Below are 25,908 nucleotides of genomic sequence, written 5' to 3' on the forward strand. Positions count from 1 at the left end.
ACTCTGAATCTGAGACTAAAACCTGCTTGTATACTAGAAAAAAATGCCCCTGATATAAACAGAGGCATTTGAATGCTTTTGAGTCTGGAGCATCAATCAAACATCAATATTTTGTGCCACCAAAGCATTATTCTCAATAAATGCACGGCGCGGCTCTACTTCGTCTCCCATCAAAGTTACAAAAACCTCATCAGCGGCAATCGCATCTTCAATACGCACTTTCAACAAGCGGCGCACTTGCGGATCCATAGTGGTTTCCCACAACTGCTCGGGATTCATCTCACCCAAACCTTTATAGCGTTGAATGGACATACCTTTTTGAGCAGCGCTCATCAAAATCCCTAAGGCCTGTGCAAAGCTGTTAACAGGATATCGATGATCGCCTTTAACTACTTCCGCACCCTCATCCACCAAACCTTTCAAGGCGACAGAAGTTTGCAATAACGTTTGATAAGCTTTACCGGATAAGAATTTCGGCTCAATATAACTAACCATTACATTGCCATGCAACTTACGGGTAATCTTGATAAAGTGGCTGCCGTCACTGCCCTCTATTCGCTCCAAAACAACTTCTTTTTCATCTAGAAGCATAGATAACATAGCAATAGCGGCATCGGCAGATTCAGAACTACTTAAATCTATTTCTTCCGCATAAAGCATGGCGTTTAGCACCAAATCATCAATGACTCTGCTTTCTTGCTCAATAACGCTGCGGGCCTGTAAAAACTGCTTAGCCACTTTCTCCAATTCTTCGCCTTGCAAAACACTATCACCTGAAATAATTTGTGCTTTATCAATAGCTAGGCCCAGTAAGAATTGGTCTTTTTCAAATTCGTCTTTGAGATAGCGCTCCTGCTTACCATATTTGGCTTTATACAATGGCGGTTGGGCAATATAAATATAACCGCGCTCAACTAATTCAGGCATTTGCCGATAGAAGAAAGTCAATAACAAAGTACGGATATGTGCACCATCCACATCAGCATCAGTCATGATGATGATACGGTGATAGCGTAATTTTTCGGGGTTAAATTCTTCCTTACCGATACCCGCACCCAATGCTGTAATCAAAGTAGCTACTTCTTGGCTGGCGAGCATTTTTTCAAAGCGCGCTTTTTCTACGTTTAAGATCTTACCCTTAAGCGGCAAAATCGCTTGGAACTTTCGATCTCTTCCCTGTTTCGCAGAACCGCCGGCAGAATCACCCTCCACTAGATATAACTCAGAAAGAGCAGGATCTTTTTCTTGGCAATCAGCTAATTTACCTGGAAGCCCCAAGCCGTCCATAACACCTTTTCGCCGAGTAATTTCCCTCGCTTTACGGGCAGCTTCTCGCGCACGGGCCGCATCTACGATTTTTCCGGTAATAATTTTAGCTTCGTTGGGATTTTCCTCCAAAAAATCAGTCAAGGCTTGGCTGATTACTTCATTCACCACGGGTCCTATTTCACTGGAAACCAGCTTGTCTTTAGTTTGAGAAGAAAACTTCGGATCGGGCAGCTTAACTGATAATACGCATGTCAGACCTTCACGCATATCGTCACCACTAGTATCTACTTTGGCCTTTTTCGCAACTTCGTTGGCCTCAATATAACTATTGATGGTACGCGTCATCACTTGCCGTAAAGCAGTTAAATGCGTCCCACCGTCTCTTTGCGGGATATTATTAGTAAAGCACTGCACAGACTCTTGGTAGCTATCATTCCACTGCATGGCAACTTCAACGCTCATGCCGTCTTTCTCACCGAAAGCATGAAAAATTTTCTCGTGAAGTGGTGTTTTTTTACGGTTCATATACTGGACGAAACCGGCCACCCCACCCGAAAAAGCAAAATTTTCATGCTTTCCGTCACGCTTATCAAAAAGCTCTATATCAACACCATTATTAAGAAAAGATAGCTCACGGATACGTTTTGCCAAAATATCAAAACTATATTCAATTTCGCCAAAGGTGGTTGTACTTGCTAAAAAGCGTACGACAGTACCTTTTTTATCGGAGTCGGCCACTGCCTTTAAAGGTTCAACCGCTACGCCGTTTTCAAAGCGAACAAAATGCTCTTTACCATCACGATAGATGGTTAGGCTAACCCAATCAGACAAGGCATTTACTACCGAAACGCCCACACCGTGCAAGCCGCCTGAAATTTTATAGCTGTTATTATCAAACTTACCGCCTGCATGTAGTACGGTCATAATAACTTCTGCAGCTGAGCGCCCCTCCTTCGGATGTATGCCCGTAGGCATACCACGACCATTATCACTAATACTAACTGAATTATCCGAATGAATGGTAACAACAATTTTATTACAATGTCCTGCCAATGCCTCATCAATCGCATTGTCAAGCACTTCAAACACCATATGGTGCAAACCTGAACCGTCTTGAGTGTCACCGATATACATACCCGGACGCTTGCGCACTGCCTCCAGACCTTCGAGTACCTGAATACTCTCGGCACCGTATTCTTCGTGTTTTTTCTGATCGGTCATAAATATCTTTTCTAGCTGATTAAAATCCCATGCACCCAATATTTATTTAGCTATGGAATACTATTTTAAGCATTACTCACAGCCTTAAAAAATCAAGTGTATAACCTTTCGAATTATACCTGATTCCACCCATTTTTTCAGCTTTTAAACCTACCCGGCAAATAAAGAAAAGCCCGACAGCCAAAGCCTGTCGGGCATAGTACAAATAATGTATCCGTCTTTAGAAAACGGCTCGCAACGCCAAGAAACAGAGTACGGATAAAATTGCAGCTGCCGGCAAAGTAATCACCCAAGCCAGTGCTATGGGTTTCATCATCGCCCAATTCGCATTACGGTTTACTAAGCCAATACCCAAAACTGCACCAACCAAAATATGTGTACTAGAAACTGGCAATCCCATTAAAGAAGCAAGCATTACTACTGATGCAGCCGCGAGTTCGGCAGTAAACCCTGAAGAAGGGTGCATTTTTGCCAAATTGGTACCTACTGTTTGAATAACTTCTTTACCGATAAACCACAAGCCAACAATCAAGGCAATACCAAAAGTAAGCATGGCAACCGGAGGCACCGGAGATTGGGAATTGATATCGCCGGTACGCAAAATATCCATAATTGCTGCAAAAGGACCAATCGCATTGGCAATATCATTTGCTCCGTGACTAAATGCAAAGCCGGCCGCCGTGAATACCTGCATCCAGCTGAACATTAAAAATGTTGATTTGCCCAAGTCTTTACGCTTCAAAGTTTTAGCATAAATGAAAGTAGCCATCCAGATACCTGCGCCAACCATAAAAATAGTTAGATAGCTACTAAGGTTACTCATACCTAAATGTAAGTTTTTCAAACCTTTGAAGATCAACATCGAGGCAATCATCATACCGCCCACAGAAGCAATCAACGGCACCCAGGACTGCAATGCTTTGTAGACATCAATGTTATTTTTACGATGATCAATGTCATAAAGGCCACGATAATACTCGGATTCCAACTCACTAGGATCTGTATCTGATTCACCATAGATTTGGGCGTCGCGCGCCATGGCCGAAGCACACTCGATTTTTTCCGCCTCACTCAAACTCTCAAAATACAGACGGTGTTGTTCTTTAAATGCTTTTTTCTCTTGCTTAATGGCTTTCAAACGGGCTTCTGCTTGGGTATTGTAATCCAAGACATGTTTTTTAACTTGTGCAAACAAAATATAAGATACCAAACCACCCAATACCGGCGATAGCACCCAAGAGGCCGCAATCTGGCCTACATTATCCCATTGGATCAAGGCGAAAGTATTCGAACCGCTACTGAGATAGCCCAAGCACAAAGCACTGCCGACAATACCACCGATAATGGCGTGGGTAGTAGAAACAGGTAAGCCTTTTTTAGTAGCGAATAACAACCAAAGTGCCGCTGCCAACAAAGCCGACATCATGATATAAACAAACTGCATCGGCTCAAGATGCATCTGATTCAAATCAATAATGCCTTTACGGATTGTATTAGTCACCTCACCACCGGCGATAACCGCCCCGCTCACTTCAAAAATAGCTGCAATCAGCAATGCTTGGGGCACCGTGAGTGTACCGGCACCAACACTGGTGCCGAAAGAGTTGGCAACATCGTTACCCCCGATATTGAATGCCATGAACACACCAAACAACGTGGCAAGTAAAAACAATACCGTATGGTTATAATTGATATAGCCCAACCCCCAGAAAATGAAGTAGGTTACCATACCAATCAATAATGCAAGAAAAACCAAGTTAAGCCTGGCGATAGTTGCACTTGAGGTTGAGTTAGAAGTCATAAAATTGCCTTGAATCAAAAATCGAAAAGATTTCTTAAAACGAATTAATACTGTAATAGGTGTAATAAAATTTACACAATTTTGATATTATAAATTGGTTAGATGCCCTCTGAAAGCAGATTCATGAAAAAATTATTATTTCCCGCACTGTCTGCCCCTTTAAAATTTTATGCCGTAGTACCGGACGCCGAATGGGTTGAGCGTATGGTTGATGCAGGTGCGGATACAGTTCAGTTGCGAAACAAAAACTTACACGGATCCGCCCTATATTCAGAAATCGAGCGTGCAGTAGCAGCTTGCCACAATCGCCCTATTCAATTGTTTATCAATGACTATTGGGAAGAAGCTATAGAAGCCGGCGCTTATGGCGTTCATTTAGGGCAAGAAGACATAGACAAAGCAGATTTACATGTACTTGCAAATGCCGGGCTGCGTTTGGGTATCAGCACTCACTCGATCTCAGAACTTGACCGGGCATTATCGGTAAATCCAAGCTATGTAGCGAGCGGGGCAATTTTTCCGACTACAACCAAAAATATGCCCACCCAGCCTCAAGGTCTCGAAAAGCTGCGTGAGTATGTACAAAGGGCAGCTCCCACACCGGTTGTTGCTATTGGCGGCATAGACCTAAACAATGCAACAGCCGTATTAGAAACGGGAGCTGCCTCTTTAGCGGTAGTACGTGCCATCACCGAAGCAAAAGATCCGGAAGCTGTGGTACGTTCCTTCCAAGCACTATGGAAATCAACAAAGATTTAACTTTATTTAAGAGATTTCCAACTTAAATTAATCAGATTGATCAAAAACCCAAGGCCTAGCGTTTATTTGGGTAAAAACATCGCAATCGCAATAATGCACGACTGACCGCTTTTTTCAACTGATTTCCTTCATTATTATTTATTAGGCGAAATACAACCCTACATAAAAAACGCTCGATAAAGTCAACCTCATTTCAACATGATTCCCAAGAAATCACTTTATCCCTCATCTGCAAAAAAGGATGCCGTCTGAAACTCAGACGGCATCCTTTTTTAATCAAGAGACTTATGAAACAACTTCACCTTGTTTACGCTGTTTCTCAATACTGGTATTGATATACCATTGTTGGAAAATAGTCAAAATATTATTAACTACCCAATACAACACTAAACCTGCTGGGAAAAAGAAGAACATTACCGAGAAAACCAAAGGCATAATCTTCATAATTTTTGCCTGCATAGGATCTGTCGGCGGCGGGTTCAAATAAGTTTGGATAAACATGGTTACTGCCATAACAATCGGCAGAATAAACCAAGGATCTGGACGGCTCAAGTCGGCAATCCAACCGAACCAAGGAGCCTGGCGCAATTCTACTGATGAGAAAATCGCCCAATATAAGCCGATAAATACCGGAATTTGCAACAGCATCGGCAAACAACCGCCCAAAGGATTAATTTTCTCATCCTTATACATCTTCATCATGGCCTGCTGCATTGCCATGCGGTCATCACCATATTTTTCCTTCAATGCCTGCAAGCGGGGAGCCACAGCACGCATCTTTGCCATCGAGCGGTAAGAAGCATTAGTTAACGGATAGAGAATCGCTTTCACAATAATCGTTAGCAAAACAATTGCCCAACCCCAGTTGCCGACCACATCATGCAATTTGTTTAGCAACCAGAACAATGGTGACGCAAAAATATGTACTTTGCCATAGTCTTTCGCCAATTGCAGATTGTCCGCTACTTGGCTGATAACGCTGGTCGTTTGCGGGCCGGCATACAAACCGGCCGCGAAACTTTCAGTTGCACCGGCAGCCACTACTTTCAAAGGCGCACGCACACCCGCCGCATAAAGATTATCGGTACGGCGGATATCCAGCTGGCAGGTACCCTCGGCACAAATACTGGCACCATCTTTAGGCTGCATAATCCAAGTTGCCATAAAATAGTGTTGGACCATACCCACCCAACCTGAAGTACTTCGACGCACATAATCAGCCTGATCCTTACCCGACTTGAAATCATCATCCAAGGTATCAAAAGCCACTTTTTCAAACTTACCCTCGGGCGTATAAACCACAGGGCCAGTGTAAGTATGGTTGAAGTAACCCTCCCCCTCCGGCTTGCTGTTATCACGCAACAAACGATAGGCAGCATCAAGTTTAACCGGCTGACCGCTTTGGTTATTAACATCAAAACGGACATTAATAAGATAGCTACCCTTTGTAAAGGTATAAACCTTGTCAACTTTCAAACCATTGGTTTCCGGAGCACTCAAACGAACTTCCAGCGTATCACCATTGAGCGTATATTGTTTTTGCGGAGCTTGGAAAGATAAATTTTGCAGAACATTTCTACCTGCCGCATCCAAAAGCTCAGACTGAGCTACATAGGTATACGCATTGCTGTCGTTGAATAAAACAAAATCTTTGCTCTCATCACTGCTCGAATTATATTTCAGCAGAGTCAGCTGACGCAGATCCCCACTTTTTTCATCAATCACCGCCTTAACGGTATCCGTAATAACCGTTACCGGCACAGCAGGAGATAAGGCTGCAATTTGCGCAGGTTGCGTACCGGCTGCTTGTTGCTGTGTTCCCGCCTGCTTTTGCGTAACAGGCTGCTTGGGCGTGGGAAACATCTGCTCCCACCCCAGCAAAATCAACAGCGCCACGCTGAAGAAGATCATTAATCTTTTGAAATCCATATTTTTTCCTGGTATTTTTTTTAGATGCCGCCTGAAAGGCCAAAGCACCGTTATAGTAAGCTAAACCGCAACAAAATAACAGATAAATACAAGTTACGAAACCTTAATTAAAGCTTTATCCATATCCTTTTATTCTATGGAAGGGGATCATAACCACAGCCACCGAACGGGTGGCACCGGGCAATACGCTTTAACGCCAACCATCCACCCTTGAAAGCGCCATATTTTTTTACCGCCTCCAACGCATATTGAGAACAAGTCGGCGTATAACGGCAACGGGGAGGAATTAGCGGGCTAATCGCATACTGATAGAAGCGAATCAATCCAAGCAGCAATTTAGCAACCATTCTCAAAGTCTTCGCATCAATTGGCTAAGCTGCAAACGAACTTGTGCAGATTCTGATTGATCAAACCGCTGGCGCACCCGTACAATAAAATCATAACTTTGCAATTCACAGCAATTCAAACGAAACCATTCACGAATCACCCGCTTCATATAATTACGCTCATGCGCGCGCTTGGCTACTTTCTTGCTCACCACCAAACCCAATCTGGCATGTCCCAAGCGGTTGTCTGGAGAATGCAAAACCTGTACAAAACTCAAGCTACTCTGCCTTCTCAATGCAAAAACGGATGAAAAATCATCCGTTTTTAAAAGGCGGTATTGCTTACCGAAATACTGTCCCACATTACACAGCCAAACGTTTACGGCCTTTAGCGCGACGTGCAGCCAAAACAGCACGGCCACCGCGGGTTTTAGAGCGAACCAAGAAACCATGGGTGCGTTTGCGGCGAGTAACTGAAGGTTGATAAGTGCGTTTCATGTTATTTCCTAAAATTATCTGAAAATCAAACCGAGAATTACACCGCAATTTACCAGTTTTGTCAATCAAAATAAGCGGATTACGTTCGGTTACCGATACAGCCCAACGATTCGCCAATCAATAATCCGCTCCAAAGTGCAGATAGTCGTAAAAGATTAAATTCTGTATAATCACCTAATATTTACAGAAAATCTGCAACCCGATCTCCACAGGGCGGCAGAGTATTCCTCATCATATTGATTTAAAAAATATAACGGCTATAGCCGTTAATTTATTTGGAAAATGGCTGCCACACTATGACGCTAGCAGAATTTTGGCCACAATGCCTCCGTCGGCTTCACGAGACATTGTCCCCCCAACAATACGATACTTGGATTTCGCCACTAACTGTAGGCGAAGAGGATGGCGCATGGGTGATATATGGCAAGAGCCAATTTGCTTGCAATATGTTGCGAAACCAATTTGCCAAATATATCGAAGCTGCACGGGCCGAATATGCTCCGCAACAATCTGCCATCACGTTCAAACCGGGTAGGGGGCAAGCATATCCTATGGCAAAAGAGCCCTCCTCCGAACAAGCTGCCGGCACTACAGAAGAAAATATCCCAACCGAACAACCTATAACAAACAGCAGAAGAACAACTCTTTCCGAAAATATAACCGACCTAAATACCGACATCCAAACTAATACCCATATACCGACTCCCCCCCAAAAAAGCGTGGGTAAAAAAAGTGCCCAAGATATTTTGGCCGAGCGCATGAAACAACTTCCGGAAGAATCCAAACGCTCCGCCGGCAGTACCAAAACTGTAAAAAGTCCAGCAACCGATGAAATAGCCGACACTACCGGCAAAGAAGCCTTGCGCTACAACCAAACCAACCTATCTCGAGACTATACTTTCGAAACATTGGTAGAAGGAAAAGGCAACCGTATGGCTGCCACTGCAGCCAAATCCATTGCTGAAAACCCCGGAGGTAACTACAACCCGTTTTTCTTATATGGCAGCACGGGCTTGGGCAAAACCCATCTAGTGCAAGCTATAGGCAATGAATTATTGAAGCAACGCCCAAACGCACGGGTACGTTATATGCATGCCGATGACTATATCCGCAGCTTCATGCATGCCGTACGCAACCAGTCATATGATGTATTCAAACAACAATACAAACAATACGATCTACTGATTATTGATGACGTACAATTTATCAAAGGCAAAGACCGTACCATGGAAGAGTTTTTCTACCTATACAATCACTTCCATAACGAGAAAAAGCAACTGATCCTTACCTGTGATGTGTTACCTGCCAAAATTGAAGACATGGACGAGCGTTTGAAATCGCGCTTTTCCTGGGGCCTCACACTGGAGTTGGAACCGCCCGAATTAGAGATGCGTGTGGCTATTTTGCAGCAAAAAGCAGAATCGGCAAATGTGGAGCTAGACGAACAAGCTGCATTCTTTATTGCAAAACACATCCGCTCCAACGTCAGAGAGCTTGAAGGCGCATTCAAACGTGTAGAAGCCCTTAGCCGCTTTCAGAAAAAACCGATTGATATAGACTTGGCCAGCGAAGCCTTACAGGATATTGTAGCCAGTGCCTATAAAGTTATTACCGCCGAACTAATTATTACCGAAACTGCCAAATATTACCGCATAAAAAACAGTGATATACTCGGCAAAAAACGCACACGTAATATTGCCCGGCCACGTCAGATAGCCATGAGTCTTACCAAAGAGTTAACCAACTTAAGCCTGCCTTCCATAGGTGATGCGTTCGGTGGTCGTGACCACACCACGGTAATGCACGGTGTAAAAGCTGTTGCCAAGCTTCGGGCAGAAGATCCGGAACTTGCCCAAGATTATGAAAAACTACTGCTGATTATTCAAAACTGATTAGCCCGAAGGGAATTTTTTATGTTGATTTTACAAGCAGAACGCGATGCTTTGTTAAAACCCCTGCAAGCCGTTACAGGCATTGTCGAACGCCGCCACACATTACCCATTCTAAGCAACGTATTGCTGGAAAATGTACACGGCCAAACTAACATTTTGGCAACAGATTTAGAAATCCAAGTAAATACCGCAGGCCCGCACAGCGAAGCGGAAGATTTCCGTGTTACAACCAATGCTAAAAAGTTACAAGACATCTTACGCGCTCTCCCCGAGGGTTCCATGGTTGCATTAGATTGGGCGCAAAACCGCCTGACCTTAAAAGCCGGCAAATCACGCTTCAACCTGCAAACCCTGCCTGCAGAAGATTTTCCGCTGATGAGCGTAGGCGAGGAAGTTACCGCCGCCTTTTCACTGCCTCAAGAAGCTTTAAAAAACATGCTGTCACAGGTGCAATACAGTATGGCAGTACAAGATATCCGCTATTACCTAAACGGCTTACTAATGCAAGTAGAGGGTGATCAGCTCCGTTTGGTGGCCACGGATGGTCACCGTCTTGCTTACACCAGCACTACAGTTGATACCAACCTACCCAAAACAGAAGTTATTTTGCCCCGCAAAACGGTATTAGAGCTGTTTAAACTGATCAACCAACCTAGCGAGCCGGTAACGATAGAACTCCTAAACAACCAGGTTCGTTTCCGCTGTAACGATACCGTAATCGTCAGCAAAGTAGTTGATGGCAAATTCCCAGATTTTAATCGAGTTATCCCTTTGGATAACGATAAAATATTCCTTGTAGGACGTACTCATCTACTGGGCGCATTAGAACGGGCCGCCATCTTGGCAAATGAAAAATTCCGCGGTGCACGCCTACATATCAAACCCGGCCTACTCAGTGTAGTATGTAGCAATAACGAACAAGAAGAGGCCCGTGAAGAATTAGAAATTGCCTATCAAGGTGGCGAACTCGAAGTAGGCTTTAATATCGGTTACTTGATGGACGTATTACGTAATGTGCACGCCGAAGATATGCAGTTGGCTTTTGGAGATGCAAACCGCTCTACCTTATTCACCATCCCGAATAACCCCAATTTTAAATATATCGTGATGCCGATGCGCATTTAAACTTTCAATTTAATTTAAAGAACAGGCCGTCTGAAAACATTGTCAGACGGCCTGTTTGAATTTAAAAACTATTTCAAACAACTACTATCACAGCTCAAAAAGAATTAATTAAATATTAAAACCAAATAAATCCAAACACCTTTAATACGATAATCCTCATTTCTTTACTGCTTTTTCTAAAAACTAAAATCCCCCGAATAACCCTATAGATTTCATTCGGAGGACTTTACAACATAAAAAATAAGATATGCCGCTTAATTAGGCTGTAGTGGAAAAAAATATACAATAAATTATTATTTTTTCGCCGCAGCTAATTTAGCAGTAGCAACCTTATCCAGTTTGCAATAACGGGCTACAATTTGTGATACTTGAACTTGTTTGCCATTTACAGTTTGTACCGCTTGCTGAGTCAGCATATTACCATCTACTTGATCTACATTAGCAGCAGTAGCCTGATCTGCAGTCCAAGTAATACCATTACTGCTAAATACATTGCTATTACTATCAGTTTCATCAGCAACACGTGGCAATACCGGAGAAGCTTTGCCTTGGAACAAGGCTTGAGCCACCACTACCTCATTACCACTCATACCATAGGTTACGCGCAGCTTATCGGCACCTTTAGCGCCACACGCATAGGCTACCTCTTTCACCGAATCTACTTTAGTAGCCACAGGAGCAGACTGGGTTTGCGTAGCCGGAGCCTGAACTGTAGCAGTAGGTTGGGCGGCAGAGGCTTTTTCCGCCGATGAACCACCCATGCTACTACAAGCAGACAATAAGGCCACAATCGCAGCAGGTACAACAAATTTTAATTGTTTCATCTTTATCACTCCGTTTCTTACAGATTTAGTAAAAATATCATTTAGTTTAGTAGGCTGCCTGAGTCGCTTCTAATAACAACGTACCGCCTCAATTTTTTCGAGGCATCCGCCAAAAGTAGCAAAACACAAACACTATTTCTTCTCAAAACACCCAGTATTGAATAAGTGATTTGTACTATGAGTTACCATAACAAAGAAAAAGTTCCTTGTCTGTACCAAACTGCGTACTTAATGTCACATCACAAGAAAAACCAACACCAATAAAATCTCAACAGTATGATTTATAAAATATTTAAAAAAAATATACTGATGTAAATTCAGGAAAACTTATGTATATGCTATAAAATACACACATAATAAAAAACACCACCTAGCTCAGGTGGTGTTTTAAAATTTGGCACGCCTACGGGGAATCGAACCCCGGTTACCGCCGTGAAAGGGCGATGTCCTAACCGCTAGACGATAGGCGCGTATTTTTGGCGCACCCGGAGCGATTCGAACGCCCGACCCTCTGGTTCGTAGCCAGATACTCTATCCAACTGAGCTACGGGTGCGAGAAAGATTTGAATTATATGCATCACTTGAAAATCTGTCAACCACTTTATCGAATTTTTTTTGATTTCCATGTAAAATAGCGACTTATTACTTGAATAATCTTAGGATTTATTTATATGCTATCCGCCTGCAAATGGCCGCTATTAGGGGATTTTTCCAAAAAGATTGGGCTGCCTGTTGCCATTATTGACCTAGAGTCTACAGGTGGTGATATGTATCAAGACCGCATCACCGAAATCGCCATCCTCCGTTTCAACAAAGGAAAAATCAGCCGTTACGAGTGGTTGGTAAATCCTCAAAAAAATATTCCTCCCTTTATTACTTCACTTACCGGCATCAGCAATGAAATGGTTGCCGACGCTCCTCATTTTGCCGACTTAGTCCATGATTTACTGCCGTTACTGAGGGGGACTCTGTTGATTGCACACAACAGCCGCTTCGACTATACCTTTCTCCGTCATGAGTTCCAGCGTGCAGGCATCCATTTTGCCTCTCCTGCATTATGCAGTGTGCAACTATCCCGAAAACTTTACCCTCAGTATTTCAAACATAATTTAGATAGTATTATTGAGCGATTCGGTATCCAAACCGAAAGCAGGCACCGCGCTATGACTGACGTAACTGCTTTGGCAGATTTTCTAGAAATCAGCCTCAAAGAAAAAGGCTGTGATGAATGGCTCAAACACGTCCACACTCTTACCAATCCTCACCCGTTACCTCACCTATTCTCCGAACAGCTGGCAAATGAGATTTACAAACTATCGGACAGTCATGGAGTGATTGTCTGGCTAGATGCCGAAAACCGCGCCATTTCCTTATCCGTACATAAAAAAGCATTTTCTGAAGTTTCTGCTTTACTAAGGCGTAACAGTTACCCTTCCGAGATCAGAAATGCCGAAAAGATCATTTTTCATGAAGCACTCGGCAGCCTTCACGCTTTACAAAAAAGAGTAGAGCTTCAGAAACATTACCAACTCCCTGCCTCACAAGCTACCCAAACATTTTTTAGTGTAGAGTTTACCCACGATGAGAAACAGCGTTTAAGGGCACATATCCGAAACTTAGAAAACGGCAGTTACAACAATCCTCCCAATGGATTGTTTCTACATAAAAAAAAGGCCAAGCAAATATTGTCGGAATGGGCACAACAACAACAATTATGCCCCGACTCTTTAGGTTTGCTGCCTACCACCTACCCTGCCGGGCAGCCCTGTCCGAAAATAGTAGCCGGCCAATGCAATGGCAGTTGCCAGCACCAAAACGGCATTGAGCGGCAAAACGAAATTATTACTGCATCCGGCCGCTTATTACCCATTGCCGACTGGGGTAATGCCCACGCATTGGAAATCACCGAAACAGATATGCTATCCAAGCGTTCCGTGACTATACGTTGTATAAACGGAGTCCTTAACTTACCTGATGGCAGCTATTATTTTGATTCGACACTACCGGCAATCGTGAAAGATATTTGGAAGCGGTCAAAGCATAATATACGTATATTGTATTGACATATTATTGGCATCTGCCAAATTCACGTATATTTGAAAATAAAATATGCTCAAAAACCCGCTCCATCTCCAGCTATGATGAGCCCTGTGCCTGCATGCGAACAGTAAAGGCCGTCTGAAAATATTTTCAGACGGCCTTTCATCCTCTTTTAGACATATAGCGACATCTTAAATTAATAAAATTTCACCTCACATGTCTACAACTACTTCATATATCAGTAGATTTTAAATACTAATATTTTGGCTTCAACCCTTATTCCCAATCAAATATTTCACTGTTTTCATCCCAAGCATTTTTCATGGCAGTCTGAATCATATCCATACTAAATCCGCGATAAGCTAAAAAGCGTACCTGTTTTTGCTTCTCTTTCAAATCTAATCCGGGCCGCTTGAATTTTTTATGTAACAGATCGACCGCCGTAGCCAACTCCCCCGCCTTATCCGGCATTAATTCCCGCACGGTTGCCTCATCCACGCCTTTGGCCGATAGTGCCTGCTTTATCCGCAAACTACCATAACGATTGCGCTTACTATGCACATAAGCTTCGGCATAACGTTCGTCAGACTGCCAGCGACGCTCAGCAAATTCGTTTAATACAGCCTCCAATTCTTCCTCACTTTGCGCATACGGCATTAATTTTCGCTTCAACTCAAGGCGGCTGACTTCACGACGAGAAAGAATATCCATCGCACGACTACGTAGTGATTTTTCGGATTTCATATTTGACTACAACAGGGCTGAGATCGTTTAATCAGTATTTTGCGTTTTTTGGGGACGCAGGTTTTCATAAATTTCAGGCAGACTGCCGATTAGCCAGTCCGGTTTGGTTTCAGGGCTTTGTACCAACTCCTGCATATCACCGTAACCGAATGTTACAGCAACAGAAAGGCAACCTGCCGCTTTGGCTGCCAAAATATCGTTTTTAGAGTCGCCCACCATCATCATATTCTCAGGATCGATATTCAACACTTCAGCGGCATGTAGCAACGGTAGCGGACTGGGCTTCTTCTCCGGCAAGCTGTCACCGCCGAGAATCAAGCTGAAATAATCTGCCAATCCGAGCTGCTGCAAAAGCTCTACCGCGAATACCTCATTTTTATTGGTGACCACTATCAGAGGAATACCCAAAGATTTCAAGAGCCCCAAACCCGCTTCTGTTTCAGGATAGGGGCGGGTAAAATCGCTCAGATGCTCACGGTAGTAGCGGACAAAAAACGTAAAACCTTCTTCCCAACGCGATACATCTGCCTCGCCATCCGCATTATCGGTCAAAACACGATGTACCAACTTGGCTATCCCATCCCCCACATAACCGGCCACTACCTCTTGCGGTAGTGGTGCTTGTCCCAAATGTACGCGCATGGCATTAGCAGCTGCCGCCAAATCCGGAATAGAATCACAGAGGGTACCGTCTAAATCAAAAGCAACGGCTTGAACGTGTTCGATAGTGGTTTGCGTAGTCATAATCCCCCGGCCGGAAACAGTTACAAAGGGGCTATTGTAGCACTTTTCAACATGCCAAAAGGCCGTCTGAAAGATTATCCTTTCAGACGGCCTCGGTTATAGCAATAAAATCATGTATAAAGATTATGCCAAATCGAACGCTTTATGCAAAACGCGTGTAGCCAATTCCATATATTTTTCGTTAATCAATACGGAAACTTTGATCTCAGAAGTAGAAATCATCTCGATATTGATATTTTCTTCAGCCAAAGTGCGGAACATTTTTGAAGCCACGCCTACATGCGAACGCATACCCAAACCTACAATCGATACTTTGCATACGGCATCGTCGCCATCAATATCGGTTGCACCCAAGCTATCTTTCAACTGCTCCATCAAAGCCAAAGTCGGCTTGTAATCGGCACGCGGCACAGTGAATGAAAAGTCGGTAGTACCGTTTTCGCCCACGTTTTGGATAATCATATCCACTTCGATATTGGCATCTGCAACGGCACCTAGAATCTGGTAAGCCACGCCCGGCTTGTCGGGCACTCCGCGCACGTTGACACGGGCTTGGTTTTTATCGAATGCGATACCGGAAACGGCTGCTCGTTCCATATTATTGTCCTCTTCAAAGGTAATCAGAGTGCCCTCGCCGCCCTCTTGCAGGCTGCTTAATACGCGTAGGCGCACCTTATATTTGCCGGCGAATTCCACCGAGCGGATTTGCAAAACTTTAGAGCCCAAGCTGGCCAGCTCAAGCATTTCTTCAAATGTAACGGTATCTAGGCGGCGTGCTTCGGGTACGACACGCGGATCGGTTGTATATACGCCGTCTACGTCTGTATAAATTTGGCATTCGTCAGCCTTCAATGCCGCAGCCAGTGCGACGGCCGAAGTATCCGAACCGCCCCGTCCTAGTGTAGAAATATCGCCATTGGGATTGATACCCTGAAAGCCCGCGACAATCACGACACGGCCGGCCTTCAGATCGGCCCGCATAGCTTCGTCATCTATTTCTTCAATACGCGCTTTGGTGTGGGCGGCATCGGTTTTCACAGCTACTTGCCAACCGGTATAGCTTTTCGCATCAACACCGATGTTTTTCAAAGCCATCGCCAACAGGCCGATCGTCACCTGTTCGCCGGTAGCCAATACTACATCGAGTTCACGCGGATCAGGGAACTCTTGCATCTCATGCGCCAATGCCACCAAACGGTTGGTTTCGCCGCTCATGGCGGAAACCACCACCACCACGTCGTGACCTTCGGCGCGGGTTTTGGCAACACGTTTGGCGACGTTTTTAATGCGTTCGGCGGAGCCTACGGAAGTACCGCCGTATTTTTGTACGATTAACGCCATTTGATTCGTGCTTTCTTTAACTTAGCTGGGATGATGAAGTGGATACAACAAGAAAGTTGTTGCTGTCCGTGAAACGCTTGTAAAGCTTGGCATTTTACTATTTTTTTCACTTAAAGACAAAATACCTTCTTTATGTTTGCGCCAAGTTATAACGAGTGTTACGGGCAATATGCCTAATAAGCGGTATTGCCCGCAGTTCGGGAATCTTCATCAAAATGTTTTCAGACGGCCTTTACATACCGGAAATACTCGCCTAAACCCCATTTGGATCAACGACTTGAAAATGCAACTTGTTGATGAGCGATCAAGCTGAAAATACCCTTTTGTGCCAAGCTTATCAGACTGCCTAATTCTTCCACTGAAAAAGGCGCGCCTTCAGCCGTACCCTGTATTTCGATAATTTTCCCCGAAGCAGTCATCACAATGTTTACATCGCTATCGCAACCTGAGTCTTCCGGGTAATCCAAATCCAGCAATGGAACGCCGCCCACTACACCCGCCGATACTGCGGCCACTGCCTCACGGATAGGATTGGCGGTTAGCAATCCTACTTCGGTGAGCTTATTTACGGCAAACTGCAAAGCGACAAATGCACCGGTAATACTTGCGGTACGCGTACCGCCGTCGGCCTGTATGACATCACAATCAATTAAAATCTGACGCTCGCCAAGTTTTTCCAAATCGACCACCGCACGCAACGAACGTCCGATCAGGCGCTGGATTTCTTGAGTACGCCCGCTTTGTTTGCCGGCAGCCGCCTCTCGGCGCATACGACTGGCGGTAGAGGCCGGCAGCATACCGTATTCCGCCGTTACCCAACCTTTGCCCTGCCCGCGTAAAAACGGCGGCACACTCTCTTCAATCGATGCAGTACAAATCACTTTGGTATTACCTGCTTCAATTAAGCACGAACCGTCTGCATGCGGCAAAAAATGGGGCGTGATTTTAATCTCACGCAATTCATCGGGTTGACGGGAGGTACGGATATAGTTGCTCATGATTTTTCCTGCTGAATAAAATAGCGGTAATTATAACATGCCGCATTATGGTATATTGACGGCATAATAACCGCCTGCCCGGTACCGTCTTTACGATACCGGCAATATTACGCGGTCTGACGGTTTTTCATTCTTTATTAATCGGAGTTCTTTTAATTATGAGCATTCACAGCATGACCGGTTTTGCTAACGCCTCAGGCGAATGCGGCAACAAACGTATCAATCTGGAGTTGCGGGCGGTCAATCACCGCTATTTAGACGTACAGTTCAAAATGCCGGATGATCTCCGCCATTTGGAAAGCATTATGCGTGAAGCCGTAGCCGCCAAAGCCGCACGAGGTAAAGTTGAGTGCCGTATCCAAGTGCAAACACTGGAAGCAGGCTCGGTCGGCAAGCTTTCCATCAATCAAGAGCTGGTACACCAGCTGGCCTACCTTAATAAAAAATGGCGCAAACAGCACAGCGATTTAGGCAAACTCTCCGTTGCCGATATACTAAAATTTCCGGGCGTACTGACCACGCAAGGCGAAGATGAAGAGGCTTTTGCACAAACCGTACAAAAATTACTCAGTAAAGCCCTGCAAGATTTTGGGGCCGCCCGTGCGCGCGAAGGCGAGAAGCTGCAACAACACCTGCTTGAACGCTTGGATGCAATGGAAAAAATTATAGCTTCATTGCAAGAAGTGTTTCCTAATCTGGTAGAAGCCCACCTGGAGAAAGTACGCACCCGCCTGAAAGAAGCCGTGGACAATATCGATGACAACCGTTTGCAACAGGAATTTGCACTATTCATGCAAAAAGCCGACGTAGACGAAGAATTCAGCCGCCTACGCACCCATATTACCGAAGTCCGCCGTATCGTACGCGAAAGTAAAAATGCCGCCGGCAAGCGTTTGGATTTCCTGATGCAGGAGCTTAACCGCGAAGCCAACACTTTGGGCAGTAAAGCCATAGCGGCAGAATGTACGCAAGCTTCCGTAGAATTGAAAGTATTAATCGAACAAATGCGCGAACAAGTCCAAAACATCGAATAATCGGTTCTTCGGTTATATTTTTCAGACGGCCTCTATTTACTTGCAGAGGCCGTCTGAATTTTTAACGCCGGCTCTATTTCACATGGAGCATTTGCTTTACTTTAGTTTGGCAAACAAATAAAAAAGCGTGTTACATTCAGCGTTTTACGGCGGATAAATATACCGTTACCAACAAACCGCCGGAAAACTCAAAAGTTTATTTACTATAAACCCAAATAAAGCTGTTAAAACAATAATTCGGGAGAGGAACATGAGAAAGCTGGCCGAACCTTTGGTTCTCAAACACCACACCTTGCGCAACCGCATCATTATGGGCTCGATGCATACGGGCTTTGAAGAACATGCCGAAGGTGCCGAACACCTTGCCGCTTTCTATGTAGAACGCGCCCGTAACGGTGTAGCACTGATCATCACCGGCGGGATCGGCCCGAATGCCGAAGGTGCGGTAACCGAAGGCGGGGCCAAGCTGACCACTGCCGAAGAAATCGCATGGCATCGTACAGTTACCGAAGCCGTTCACCTTCACGATACAAAAATCTGCATGCAGATTCTGCATACCGGCCGCTATGCGATGAGCCGTCAACCGGTTGCCCCCAGCGCAATCCAAGCCCCAATTAATCCCGCAAAACCCCGTGCACTTTCAACCGAAGAGGTGCGTCAAACTATAGCCGACTATATCCGCTGCGCCCGATTGGCCCAAGAAGCAGGTTATGACGGTGTTGAGGTCATGGGCAGCGAAGGCTATCTGATCAACCAGTTTCTGGCTCCCTGCACCAACACCCGTGAAGACGACTATGGCGGCAACGCAAGTAACCGGCGCCGCTTCGCCCGTGAAATCGTCTCCGGTATCCGTGCAGCCTGCGGCGACGACTTTCTGATTATTTTCCGTATTTCCCTACTCGATTTAGTAGAAAACGGCAGTACATGGGAGGAAAACCAAGCTCTGGCTGCCGAAATCGAAGCAGCAGGAGCGGATATGTTCAATACCGGCATAGGCTGGCATGAGGCGCGTATTCCCACCATCGCCACCTCTGTACCGCGTGCCGCCTTTGCCGAATTCACAGGCAAGCTGAAACAAATCAGCAGTATTCCGGTTATCGCAACCAACCGCCTAAATATGCCCGCTATTGCAGAAGCGGTGCTTGAACAAGGGCTTGCCGATGCAGTATGTTTGGCGCGTCCGTTTTTAGCCGATGCGGCCTGGACGTCCAAAGCACTGGCCGGAGACGATCACCGTATTAATACCTGCATCGCCTGCAACCAAGCCTGCCTTGACCATATTTTTGCCGGCAAACTCACCACTTGCCTAGTCAACCCTTTTGCCTGCCACGAACTCCAACTTGAAGTAACCACACCAAAGGTTTTGAAAAATATTGCTGTCGTCGGTGCGGGCCCTGCGGGTATGGCATTTGCCAAAACTGCAGCCAGCCGCGGCCACCAAGTTACCCTATTCGATTCACAAAACCAAATCGGCGGTCAGCTGAATATCGCCAAACAAATTCCCGGCAAACCCGAATTCCGCGAAACCGTGCGCTATTTCGACCAAATTCTCGGCGACTTAGGTGTTACCCGAATCCTTGGACGAACCGTTACTGCCAGCGATTTACAGGAGTTTGACGAGATCGTATTGGCCACTGGTATCACTCCGCGCACAGTCAATATTCCCGGCACCGACCGCCCCGAAGTCTTAAGCTACTTAGACGTGTTGCGCGATAAAAAAGGGGTTGGTCGTCGGGTAGCTATTATCGGTGCGGGCGGTATCGGTTTCGACACCGCCGAATATCTCAGCGAAGAAGGCGGCGACAGTGCTATTTCACCACCGCTTTTCCATAAAGAATGGCAAATCGACACCAGCCTGCAAGCCCGCGGCGCATTATTGTCACCAACACCCCAAATCACGCCCTCACCGCGTGAAATATGGCTGCTTCAGCGTAAAGAAGGCTTAGTCGGTAGAAATCTAGGCAAAACGACGGGCTGGATACACCGCAGCGTACTCAAGCATAAGGGCGTCAATATGTGGAACAATGTGGAGTATGTCAAAATCGATTCAGACGGCCTGCATATCCGCCGTAATGGCGAAGAAATAGTTTTAGAAGTTGATAATGTCGTGATTTGTGCCGGCCAAGAACCTAACCGCAGCCTTGAAGCTGCCTGCCGTGCGCTGGGCAAACCCGTCCATATAATCGGTGGCGCAAGTGAAGCTGCCGAACTGGATGCCAAACGCGCTATCAAAGCCGGCACGGAACTGGGTTTAACCGTATAAGGCGGAGCTAGCCAACTTCAATACAGCCCGTTCATATTTTTCAGACGGCCTGAATCTGCAAATTATACTGATTAAACGAGGCCTAAATAGCACCCCTCTGTAATTTTTGTGAAAGCAAAGAAAATCAGAGGGGCTTATTTTAAAGATTGGTCGGCAATAAAATTTGCGCAATACGCTTAAATCATTATTTATAGTTCCGACAAAGTAACGGATAACAGTTGCCATACTTAATCTCAAAAGGTCACAACAAAATTCTGCCGGCACCCAGGGTTACTTTCATATGCGCTATCTTTTTAAGGTATAGTAAGGCCGTCTGAAAACGGTTTGCGAAAGGAATATAATGTCAAAATGGGATGAGCGCTATCTTACCGAGGAATATGTATTCGGAACCGAACCCAATGCCTTCATTGCAGAAATCCTCCCCCTGCTGCCCAAAGGAGGCCGTGCACTTGATTTAGCCACCGGCGAAGGACGCAACGGTATTTTTCTAGCCGAGAACGGCTTCGAAGCCGAAGGTGTGGATATGTCGGCCGTTGGTCTACAAAAGGCTCAGCGGTTGGCTGAAAGCAAAGGCGTGCCATTCCAAACACGGCAAGCCGATCTTTCTACGATGCCTTGGCCGTCTGAATACTATGCCGTTATTACTAGTGTCTTTTGTCATTTCACCGAACCTCAGCGCACCGAAATCATGCAAAAAATGCTATCTTCATTACAATCAGGCGGCATGTTTGCGGGTGTGTTTTACCATCCAGAACAAATCGCTTTGGGTACCGGCGGTCCCAGCGATCCTGCCATGCTTGGTACATTAGAAGACATGCAAAAAGCCCTCAACGGACTGCAATGGCTTATCGCCAAACACCGCGTACATGATTTAGCTGAAGGCTGCCGCCACCAAGGCAAAAGCTCCGTCATTTACCTTCTTGGGCAGAAGCCGCAAGCATGAAGCTAAAACTGTTTAACGGCTAATTCATCAGCCGACTATGCCGTCTGAACCCGCACACTCAGAATGGTTTCAGACGGCATAACCCGTTTAAATCATCAGGCACATCTACAACGACATTTGAAACACAAAGGAAATATCATGACACAAGAACAACTCAACCCACTGGTCTTACCCGACGCACAAGGCAATTTCGGCAAGCACGGCGGTAAAATCAACCATCCTGATCTTGCCGAGGCATTGGCCGAAATCGAAGCAGGCTTTCGCAGCATTATCGCCGATGCCGAATTTATTGCCGAAATGAAACGCCTGCAAGCCACTTATGTCGGCCGCCCCAGTCCGATTTACCATGCCCGCAGCCTATCCGCACGGGGAGCTCAGATTTACCTGAAACGCGAAGACCTCAACCATACGGGGGCGCATAAAATCAATCACTGTATCGGCGAAGTTTTACTGGCAAAAAAGCTAGGAAAACGCAAAGTCATCGCTGAAACCGGTGCCGGCCAACACGGCGTTGCCTTAGCCACCGCCGCAGCTTTATTAGGTTTGAAATGCGAAATCCACATGGGCGTAGTCGATATTGCCAAAGAACATCCCAATGTATCCCGAATGAAAATCCTCGGTGCCAAGCTGGTACCGGTATCCGAAGGCGCCGGCACTCTGAAAGAAGCAGTAGACAGTGCATTCCGTGCCTATATGGCTGATTTTAAAAATACTATGTTTGCAATCGGTTCGGTAGTCGGCCCGGCACCTTATCCCGAAATGGTCGCCTATTTCCAAAGTATCGTCGGCCATGAAGCACGCGAACAGTTTCACAACGCTTACGGCGGCCTGCCCGACGAAGTGATTGCCTGTGTTGGCGGTGGTTCCAACGCTTTGGGGTTATTCAATGCCTTTTTGGATGACAACAAAGTAGAATTAGTCGGCGTAGAGCCCGCCGGAGAAGGCCTCGACAAGCCTGGTCGTCACGCTGCAACCATGACTTTAGGCACTTACGGCAATATTCAGGGCTTCAACTGTTACTACTTACAAAATGAAGACGGCACGCCTGCTGCCGTACATTCGATTGCTTCGGGTTTAGACTATCCCGGTGTCGGGCCACAGCACTGCCACTTAAAAGATATCCGACGCGCCCGTTACGAAACCGCCACCGATCAAGAGTGTCTGAATGCGTTTCTCACTCTTTCACGGGAAGAAGGCATTATTCCCGCACTCGAATCGGCGCACGCCTTAGCATATGCCCTACGCCGTGCCCAAGAACTACCTGCCGACAAACGCTTATTAGTTAACCTGTCCGGACGCGGTGATAAAGATATTGACTTTGTATTGGAAAAAATCAAGGGGCTGTATTAGATTAGCCTTAAATATCACACCAAATTCGCAAGATTTTAAGTTGCTCTTTTGGTGTACCAAAGTTAAAACGAAATTCGCATTCTTTCAAGAATAAAGGGAAAGATTTTCGGTCAATTCCATTGTACTTTCGTAGAACGCGCTTTGCCTGATTCCAGAAGTTTTCAATACCGTTGATATGGTTTTGACGGTCGACAAAAAGCTCTGAATGATTGATTCTGTGATGCGTAAATTCACTCACATCTAGCACATCATAGCTTTTGTAATAGTCCGTATAAACAATGCTATCAGGCATTATTTTTCGTTTAATAACAGGTAGTAAAGTATCTTGTTTGGTATTTTTAACGACAACAGTATAAACCTTGCCTTGACGTTTCAAAATACCAAATACCGCTACTTTCCCAGCCGCTCCGCGACCGCGTTTGCCTTTTCGTTGTCCACCAAAATAACTCTCATCAAGCTCGATTGAACCATCAAAGATTTCATCAGCTTGAAGCTCTAAATGATAGGCAATGACTTGGCGAATTTTACGGTAAAACAGAGCTGCTGAATTGGGGTTAATATCCAATAAATTGGCAGCAGAACGGGCGGTTACCTCAAGTACAAAAAATTCAAGCAACTTTTTTTGTACTTTTTTAGATAGTTTACAGTATGTTATCTTCATTTTTAAAGGGTAACATAACTGCCAATCTAATACAGCCCCAAAATCAATTTGTAATTGAAACTTCTATTTTCATATATTTGTTTTACTAAACAAAAGGCCGTCTGAAACTTTCAAACGGCCTTTTGAATTATGCAATCCCCATTATTTGTTTGCTATCTCATTAAATTAGCAGTCATTGTTATCCTAATATTTTGATGTTTGGATACTTAAAATACGAAAGCCGCATTTTCTCCATACTTTATGCAACAGGTTCATTTCACTTTTCCAACTAAAACCGTACTAGCACTACACAATAACTGCTACCCTCATTCAATGTAATGATTGCTTAACCCTTTCTTATTAGGCCTTCATACTCATAATCTTGTTTTAGTATTCGAAACAGTACCTAACTCCAATTAACGTTTTTACCAATTTCAAACTGTTTCAGATCAACATGCTCCAATTGTTTAGCCAGTTCCCGTAGTACCAAAATTACTTTTGGAAATAGCGGCATACTCACTAGATGCCGTTACCATGGGCGAAGTGAAAGTAAGACCTTTAAATTTAGGAAATATTATGGTTTCGCCACTACCACGCTACCGTTAGCAGCCATTCTTTATCATGCAGTAAAATTAAACTGCCACGTTCTTCTAGAGAAACTCGGGGAACAATGCCTTTGAAGATAACTTATGATAGAACTGCGAACATTTTCTCTTATGTCGCTTCCATAAAGCAAGTGTTAAAATTCTGTTCCTTAGGTAAACTGCACACCTAAGGCAAGATAGCATATATTCTTTCCCTTAAAAGAAATCAGGCTAGATAAATAGGATACAGCCAATTAATATAGTTATGCATATCACAAACTGAGCGGTTATCATCTTATATAACTATATTAAGTGCGGTACCTTAAAATATAAGTTGTGAAGAATAAAAAACACGCATAACAATTAAAAATAAAAAAGCCTAAACAAATGTTTAGGCTTAGAATATTTGGCTCCCCGACCTGGGCTCGAACCAGGGACCTGCGGATTAACAGTCCGTCGCTCTACCGACTGAGCTATCGGGGAATTAGACGAGAATTATATAAATCTTATTTAAACTTGTCAAGCTTTTTTATAAAATATCTGCAATATGCTTTGCCGAACGCTTGGCATCCAACAAAATCAAACCAAGTTTGCCGCCTTCCTTAGCCATTAAAGCCAACACGGCATTATTACCTGCTTGGCTCAACAAAATATAACCTGTTTTACCCTTCACCATTACTTGATCAAGTTCACCGCAAGCCAACTCTTGTACAGCACGGTTACCCAATGCTAATAAAGTTGCAGACATTGCACCCACGCGATCAGCGTCCAAATGGCTAGGCATTAAGGTGGCAATGGGTAAGCCGTCAGTAGAAATCACGGCAGAAGCCACAATATCAGTTGTAGTGCTATTTAAATCACTTAATACAGAAATTAAAAGTTGTTCACGCATTTTTATTCCAATTCATTTTTTGCAAGCCATTTTATTTGCTTTGCAGATTAATTGCTTCCATAACGGTTATATAGAACTTTTATCAACGTTACAAAAGCCTCTTTATTAAGATCGGGTGCACCACCTATAACTAAGGTTAATTTGGTCTGCCCAATATACAATGGATAAAAAGTTAGTTCACTTTGACCGGTTGGATCACAAATACCCCAAGTATTGTGATGGATATTCAGATTATTTTTTACCAGCAACCGATGCTTTTCTCCCAAAGCAGCGACCTCACTAGACAATACACCTACTTCTTCGGCTGTTTCATGATGAAAGCCTGCATTAGCAAAATATAATCCATTCTCATCTGCTAATAAAGCCTTACCTACACTTGATAATTCGGCCAACAGATCAGGTAATCTATCGTCCGACATATGGATATCATCGCTACCTGGATTTTCATCTCCGTAGATAAATTCCAGACGCTGTAAGCGATAAAGCAAATTTAATGCGGAACCCATATCACTGGTATCTGCCCATGCCAGTAATTTCTCACTGCTAATTGTCTCGGCATTCCCAGCTTTCAGCAAGCCATATAACAAAGTTCTACTGGCGCTCCCTATATCACTAGATACTGCATAATATGCGCCGGCCGGAGTGATTTTAGGATATAGATTTGATTGTAGAGAAAGTGTTGAATCCATTC

General features: G+C 44.7%; 22 protein-coding genes and 3 tRNA genes. 8 read left to right on the forward strand and 17 right to left on the reverse strand.

All coding sequences use genetic code 11. The annotated features are described in order from the left end of the window. Positions 1-96: 96 nt before the first annotated feature. Both gyrB and LVJ86_RS09330 read right to left on the reverse strand, forming a co-directional pair. On the reverse strand, positions 97-2,490 hold the full coding sequence (gene gyrB / locus LVJ86_RS09325) for a DNA topoisomerase (ATP-hydrolyzing) subunit B (protein ID WP_047761425.1): 2,394 nt from the start codon (positions 2,488-2,490) through the stop codon (positions 97-99). A gap of 220 nt (positions 2,491-2,710) precedes the next feature. Then, complete coding sequence (locus tag LVJ86_RS09330; RefSeq protein ID WP_047761426.1) at positions 2,711-4,291, reverse strand: inorganic phosphate transporter; 1,581 nt, start codon at positions 4,289-4,291, stop codon at positions 2,711-2,713. Positions 4,292-4,414: 123 nt separating this feature from the next. On the opposite strand from LVJ86_RS09330, the gene thiE reads away from it, so the two are divergent. Further along, on the forward strand, positions 4,415-5,050 hold the full coding sequence (thiE, locus tag LVJ86_RS09335) for a thiamine phosphate synthase (RefSeq protein WP_047761427.1): 636 nt from the start codon (positions 4,415-4,417) through the stop codon (positions 5,048-5,050). 285 nt (positions 5,051-5,335) lie between these two features. Here thiE and yidC read toward each other — a convergent pair whose 3' ends face one another. From yidC to rpmH, 4 genes are all read right to left on the reverse strand, one after another. After that, positions 5,336-6,979, reverse strand: a complete 1,644-nt coding sequence (yidC, locus tag LVJ86_RS09340) for a membrane protein insertase YidC (protein ID WP_047761428.1) — start codon at positions 6,977-6,979, stop codon at positions 5,336-5,338. Positions 6,980-7,113: 134 nt separating this feature from the next. After that, a complete protein-coding gene (yidD, locus tag LVJ86_RS09345) occupies positions 7,114-7,326 on the reverse strand; it encodes a membrane protein insertion efficiency factor YidD (RefSeq protein ID WP_075968088.1) in 213 nt (70 codons plus the stop codon). A 2-nt stretch (positions 7,327-7,328) separates the two neighbouring features. Then, positions 7,329-7,667, reverse strand: coding sequence for a ribonuclease P protein component (rnpA, locus tag LVJ86_RS09350; protein WP_152667063.1), 339 nt, complete (start codon positions 7,665-7,667; stop codon positions 7,329-7,331). Between the two features lies 1 nt (position 7,668). Continuing rightward, complete coding sequence (gene rpmH / locus LVJ86_RS09355; protein WP_004283944.1) at positions 7,669-7,803, reverse strand: 50S ribosomal protein L34; 135 nt, start codon at positions 7,801-7,803, stop codon at positions 7,669-7,671. 296 nt (positions 7,804-8,099) lie between these two features. Here rpmH and dnaA point away from each other — a divergent pair, with 296 nt between their 5' ends. Next, the gene (dnaA, locus tag LVJ86_RS09360; protein ID WP_047761429.1) at positions 8,100-9,695 is read left to right on the forward strand and encodes a chromosomal replication initiator protein DnaA; all 1,596 of its coding nucleotides are present in this window, start codon (positions 8,100-8,102) and stop codon (positions 9,693-9,695) included. Between the two features lie 21 nt (positions 9,696-9,716). Then, positions 9,717-10,820, forward strand: a complete 1,104-nt coding sequence (dnaN, locus tag LVJ86_RS09365) for a DNA polymerase III subunit beta (protein ID WP_047761430.1) — start codon at positions 9,717-9,719, stop codon at positions 10,818-10,820. A 293-nt stretch (positions 10,821-11,113) separates the two neighbouring features. Here the strand turns inward: dnaN and LVJ86_RS09370 are convergent, their stop codons facing one another. The 3 genes from LVJ86_RS09370 to LVJ86_RS09380 all read right to left on the reverse strand — a co-directional run bounded on the left by LVJ86_RS09370 (position 11,114) and on the right by LVJ86_RS09380 (position 12,198). Beyond that, positions 11,114-11,644, reverse strand: a complete 531-nt coding sequence (locus tag LVJ86_RS09370; RefSeq protein ID WP_047761431.1) for a hypothetical protein — start codon at positions 11,642-11,644, stop codon at positions 11,114-11,116. A gap of 395 nt (positions 11,645-12,039) precedes the next feature. After that, positions 12,040-12,114: transfer RNA gene (locus tag LVJ86_RS09375), tRNA-Glu, on the reverse strand. 7 nt (positions 12,115-12,121) lie between these two features. Then, a tRNA-Arg gene (locus LVJ86_RS09380) sits at positions 12,122-12,198 on the reverse strand. Positions 12,199-12,315: 117 nt separating this feature from the next. Between LVJ86_RS09380 and LVJ86_RS09385 the strand changes: the two genes are divergently transcribed. Continuing rightward, positions 12,316-13,707: a 3'-5' exonuclease gene (locus tag LVJ86_RS09385; protein WP_047761432.1), complete on the forward strand. Its 1,392-nt coding sequence runs from the start codon at positions 12,316-12,318 to the stop codon at positions 13,705-13,707. Positions 13,708-13,960: 253 nt separating this feature from the next. Here LVJ86_RS09385 and recX read toward each other — a convergent pair whose 3' ends face one another. From recX to rph, 4 genes are all read right to left on the reverse strand, one after another. Then, entirely contained in the window at positions 13,961-14,428 is a 468-nt protein-coding gene (recX, locus tag LVJ86_RS09390) for a recombination regulator RecX (protein WP_047761433.1), read from the reverse strand. A gap of 27 nt (positions 14,429-14,455) precedes the next feature. Further along, the gene (locus tag LVJ86_RS09395) at positions 14,456-15,172 is read right to left on the reverse strand and encodes a phosphoglycolate phosphatase (protein ID WP_047761434.1); all 717 of its coding nucleotides are present in this window, start codon (positions 15,170-15,172) and stop codon (positions 14,456-14,458) included. 123 nt (positions 15,173-15,295) lie between these two features. Then, on the reverse strand, positions 15,296-16,513 hold the full coding sequence (locus LVJ86_RS09400) for an aspartate kinase (protein WP_047761435.1): 1,218 nt from the start codon (positions 16,511-16,513) through the stop codon (positions 15,296-15,298). Between the two features lie 269 nt (positions 16,514-16,782). After that, the gene (gene rph / locus LVJ86_RS09405) at positions 16,783-17,511 is read right to left on the reverse strand and encodes a ribonuclease PH (protein ID WP_047761436.1); all 729 of its coding nucleotides are present in this window, start codon (positions 17,509-17,511) and stop codon (positions 16,783-16,785) included. 158 nt (positions 17,512-17,669) lie between these two features. On the opposite strand from rph, the gene LVJ86_RS09410 reads away from it, so the two are divergent. From LVJ86_RS09410 to trpB, 4 genes are all read left to right on the forward strand, one after another. After that, positions 17,670-18,545: a YicC/YloC family endoribonuclease gene (locus tag LVJ86_RS09410; RefSeq protein WP_235284615.1), complete on the forward strand. Its 876-nt coding sequence runs from the start codon at positions 17,670-17,672 to the stop codon at positions 18,543-18,545. Positions 18,546-18,795: 250 nt separating this feature from the next. Next, complete coding sequence (locus LVJ86_RS09415; RefSeq protein ID WP_047761438.1) at positions 18,796-20,808, forward strand: NADPH-dependent 2,4-dienoyl-CoA reductase; 2,013 nt, start codon at positions 18,796-18,798, stop codon at positions 20,806-20,808. A 340-nt stretch (positions 20,809-21,148) separates the two neighbouring features. Then, entirely contained in the window at positions 21,149-21,751 is a 603-nt protein-coding gene (locus LVJ86_RS09420; protein WP_047761439.1) for a class I SAM-dependent methyltransferase, read from the forward strand. Positions 21,752-21,889: 138 nt separating this feature from the next. After that, complete coding sequence (gene trpB, locus LVJ86_RS09425) at positions 21,890-23,101, forward strand: tryptophan synthase subunit beta (RefSeq protein WP_047761440.1); 1,212 nt, start codon at positions 21,890-21,892, stop codon at positions 23,099-23,101. A gap of 7 nt (positions 23,102-23,108) precedes the next feature. Here trpB and LVJ86_RS09430 read toward each other — a convergent pair whose 3' ends face one another. From LVJ86_RS09430 to LVJ86_RS09445, 4 genes are all read right to left on the reverse strand, one after another. Then, positions 23,109-23,762, reverse strand: a complete 654-nt coding sequence (locus LVJ86_RS09430; RefSeq protein ID WP_244702549.1) for an IS1595 family transposase — start codon at positions 23,760-23,762, stop codon at positions 23,109-23,111. A 970-nt stretch (positions 23,763-24,732) separates the two neighbouring features. Then, a tRNA-Asn gene (locus tag LVJ86_RS09435) sits at positions 24,733-24,808 on the reverse strand. Between the two features lie 46 nt (positions 24,809-24,854). Beyond that, on the reverse strand, positions 24,855-25,217 hold the full coding sequence (locus LVJ86_RS09440; RefSeq protein WP_047760890.1) for a roadblock/LC7 domain-containing protein: 363 nt from the start codon (positions 25,215-25,217) through the stop codon (positions 24,855-24,857). 47 nt (positions 25,218-25,264) lie between these two features. Beyond that, entirely contained in the window at positions 25,265-25,906 is a 642-nt protein-coding gene (locus LVJ86_RS09445; RefSeq protein ID WP_047760891.1) for a hypothetical protein, read from the reverse strand. Positions 25,907-25,908 lie beyond the last annotated feature (2 nt).

The sequence above is a fragment of the Neisseria arctica genome, from assembly GCF_022870905.1.
Taxonomy (GTDB): Bacteria; Pseudomonadota; Gammaproteobacteria; order Burkholderiales; family Neisseriaceae; genus Neisseria; species Neisseria arctica.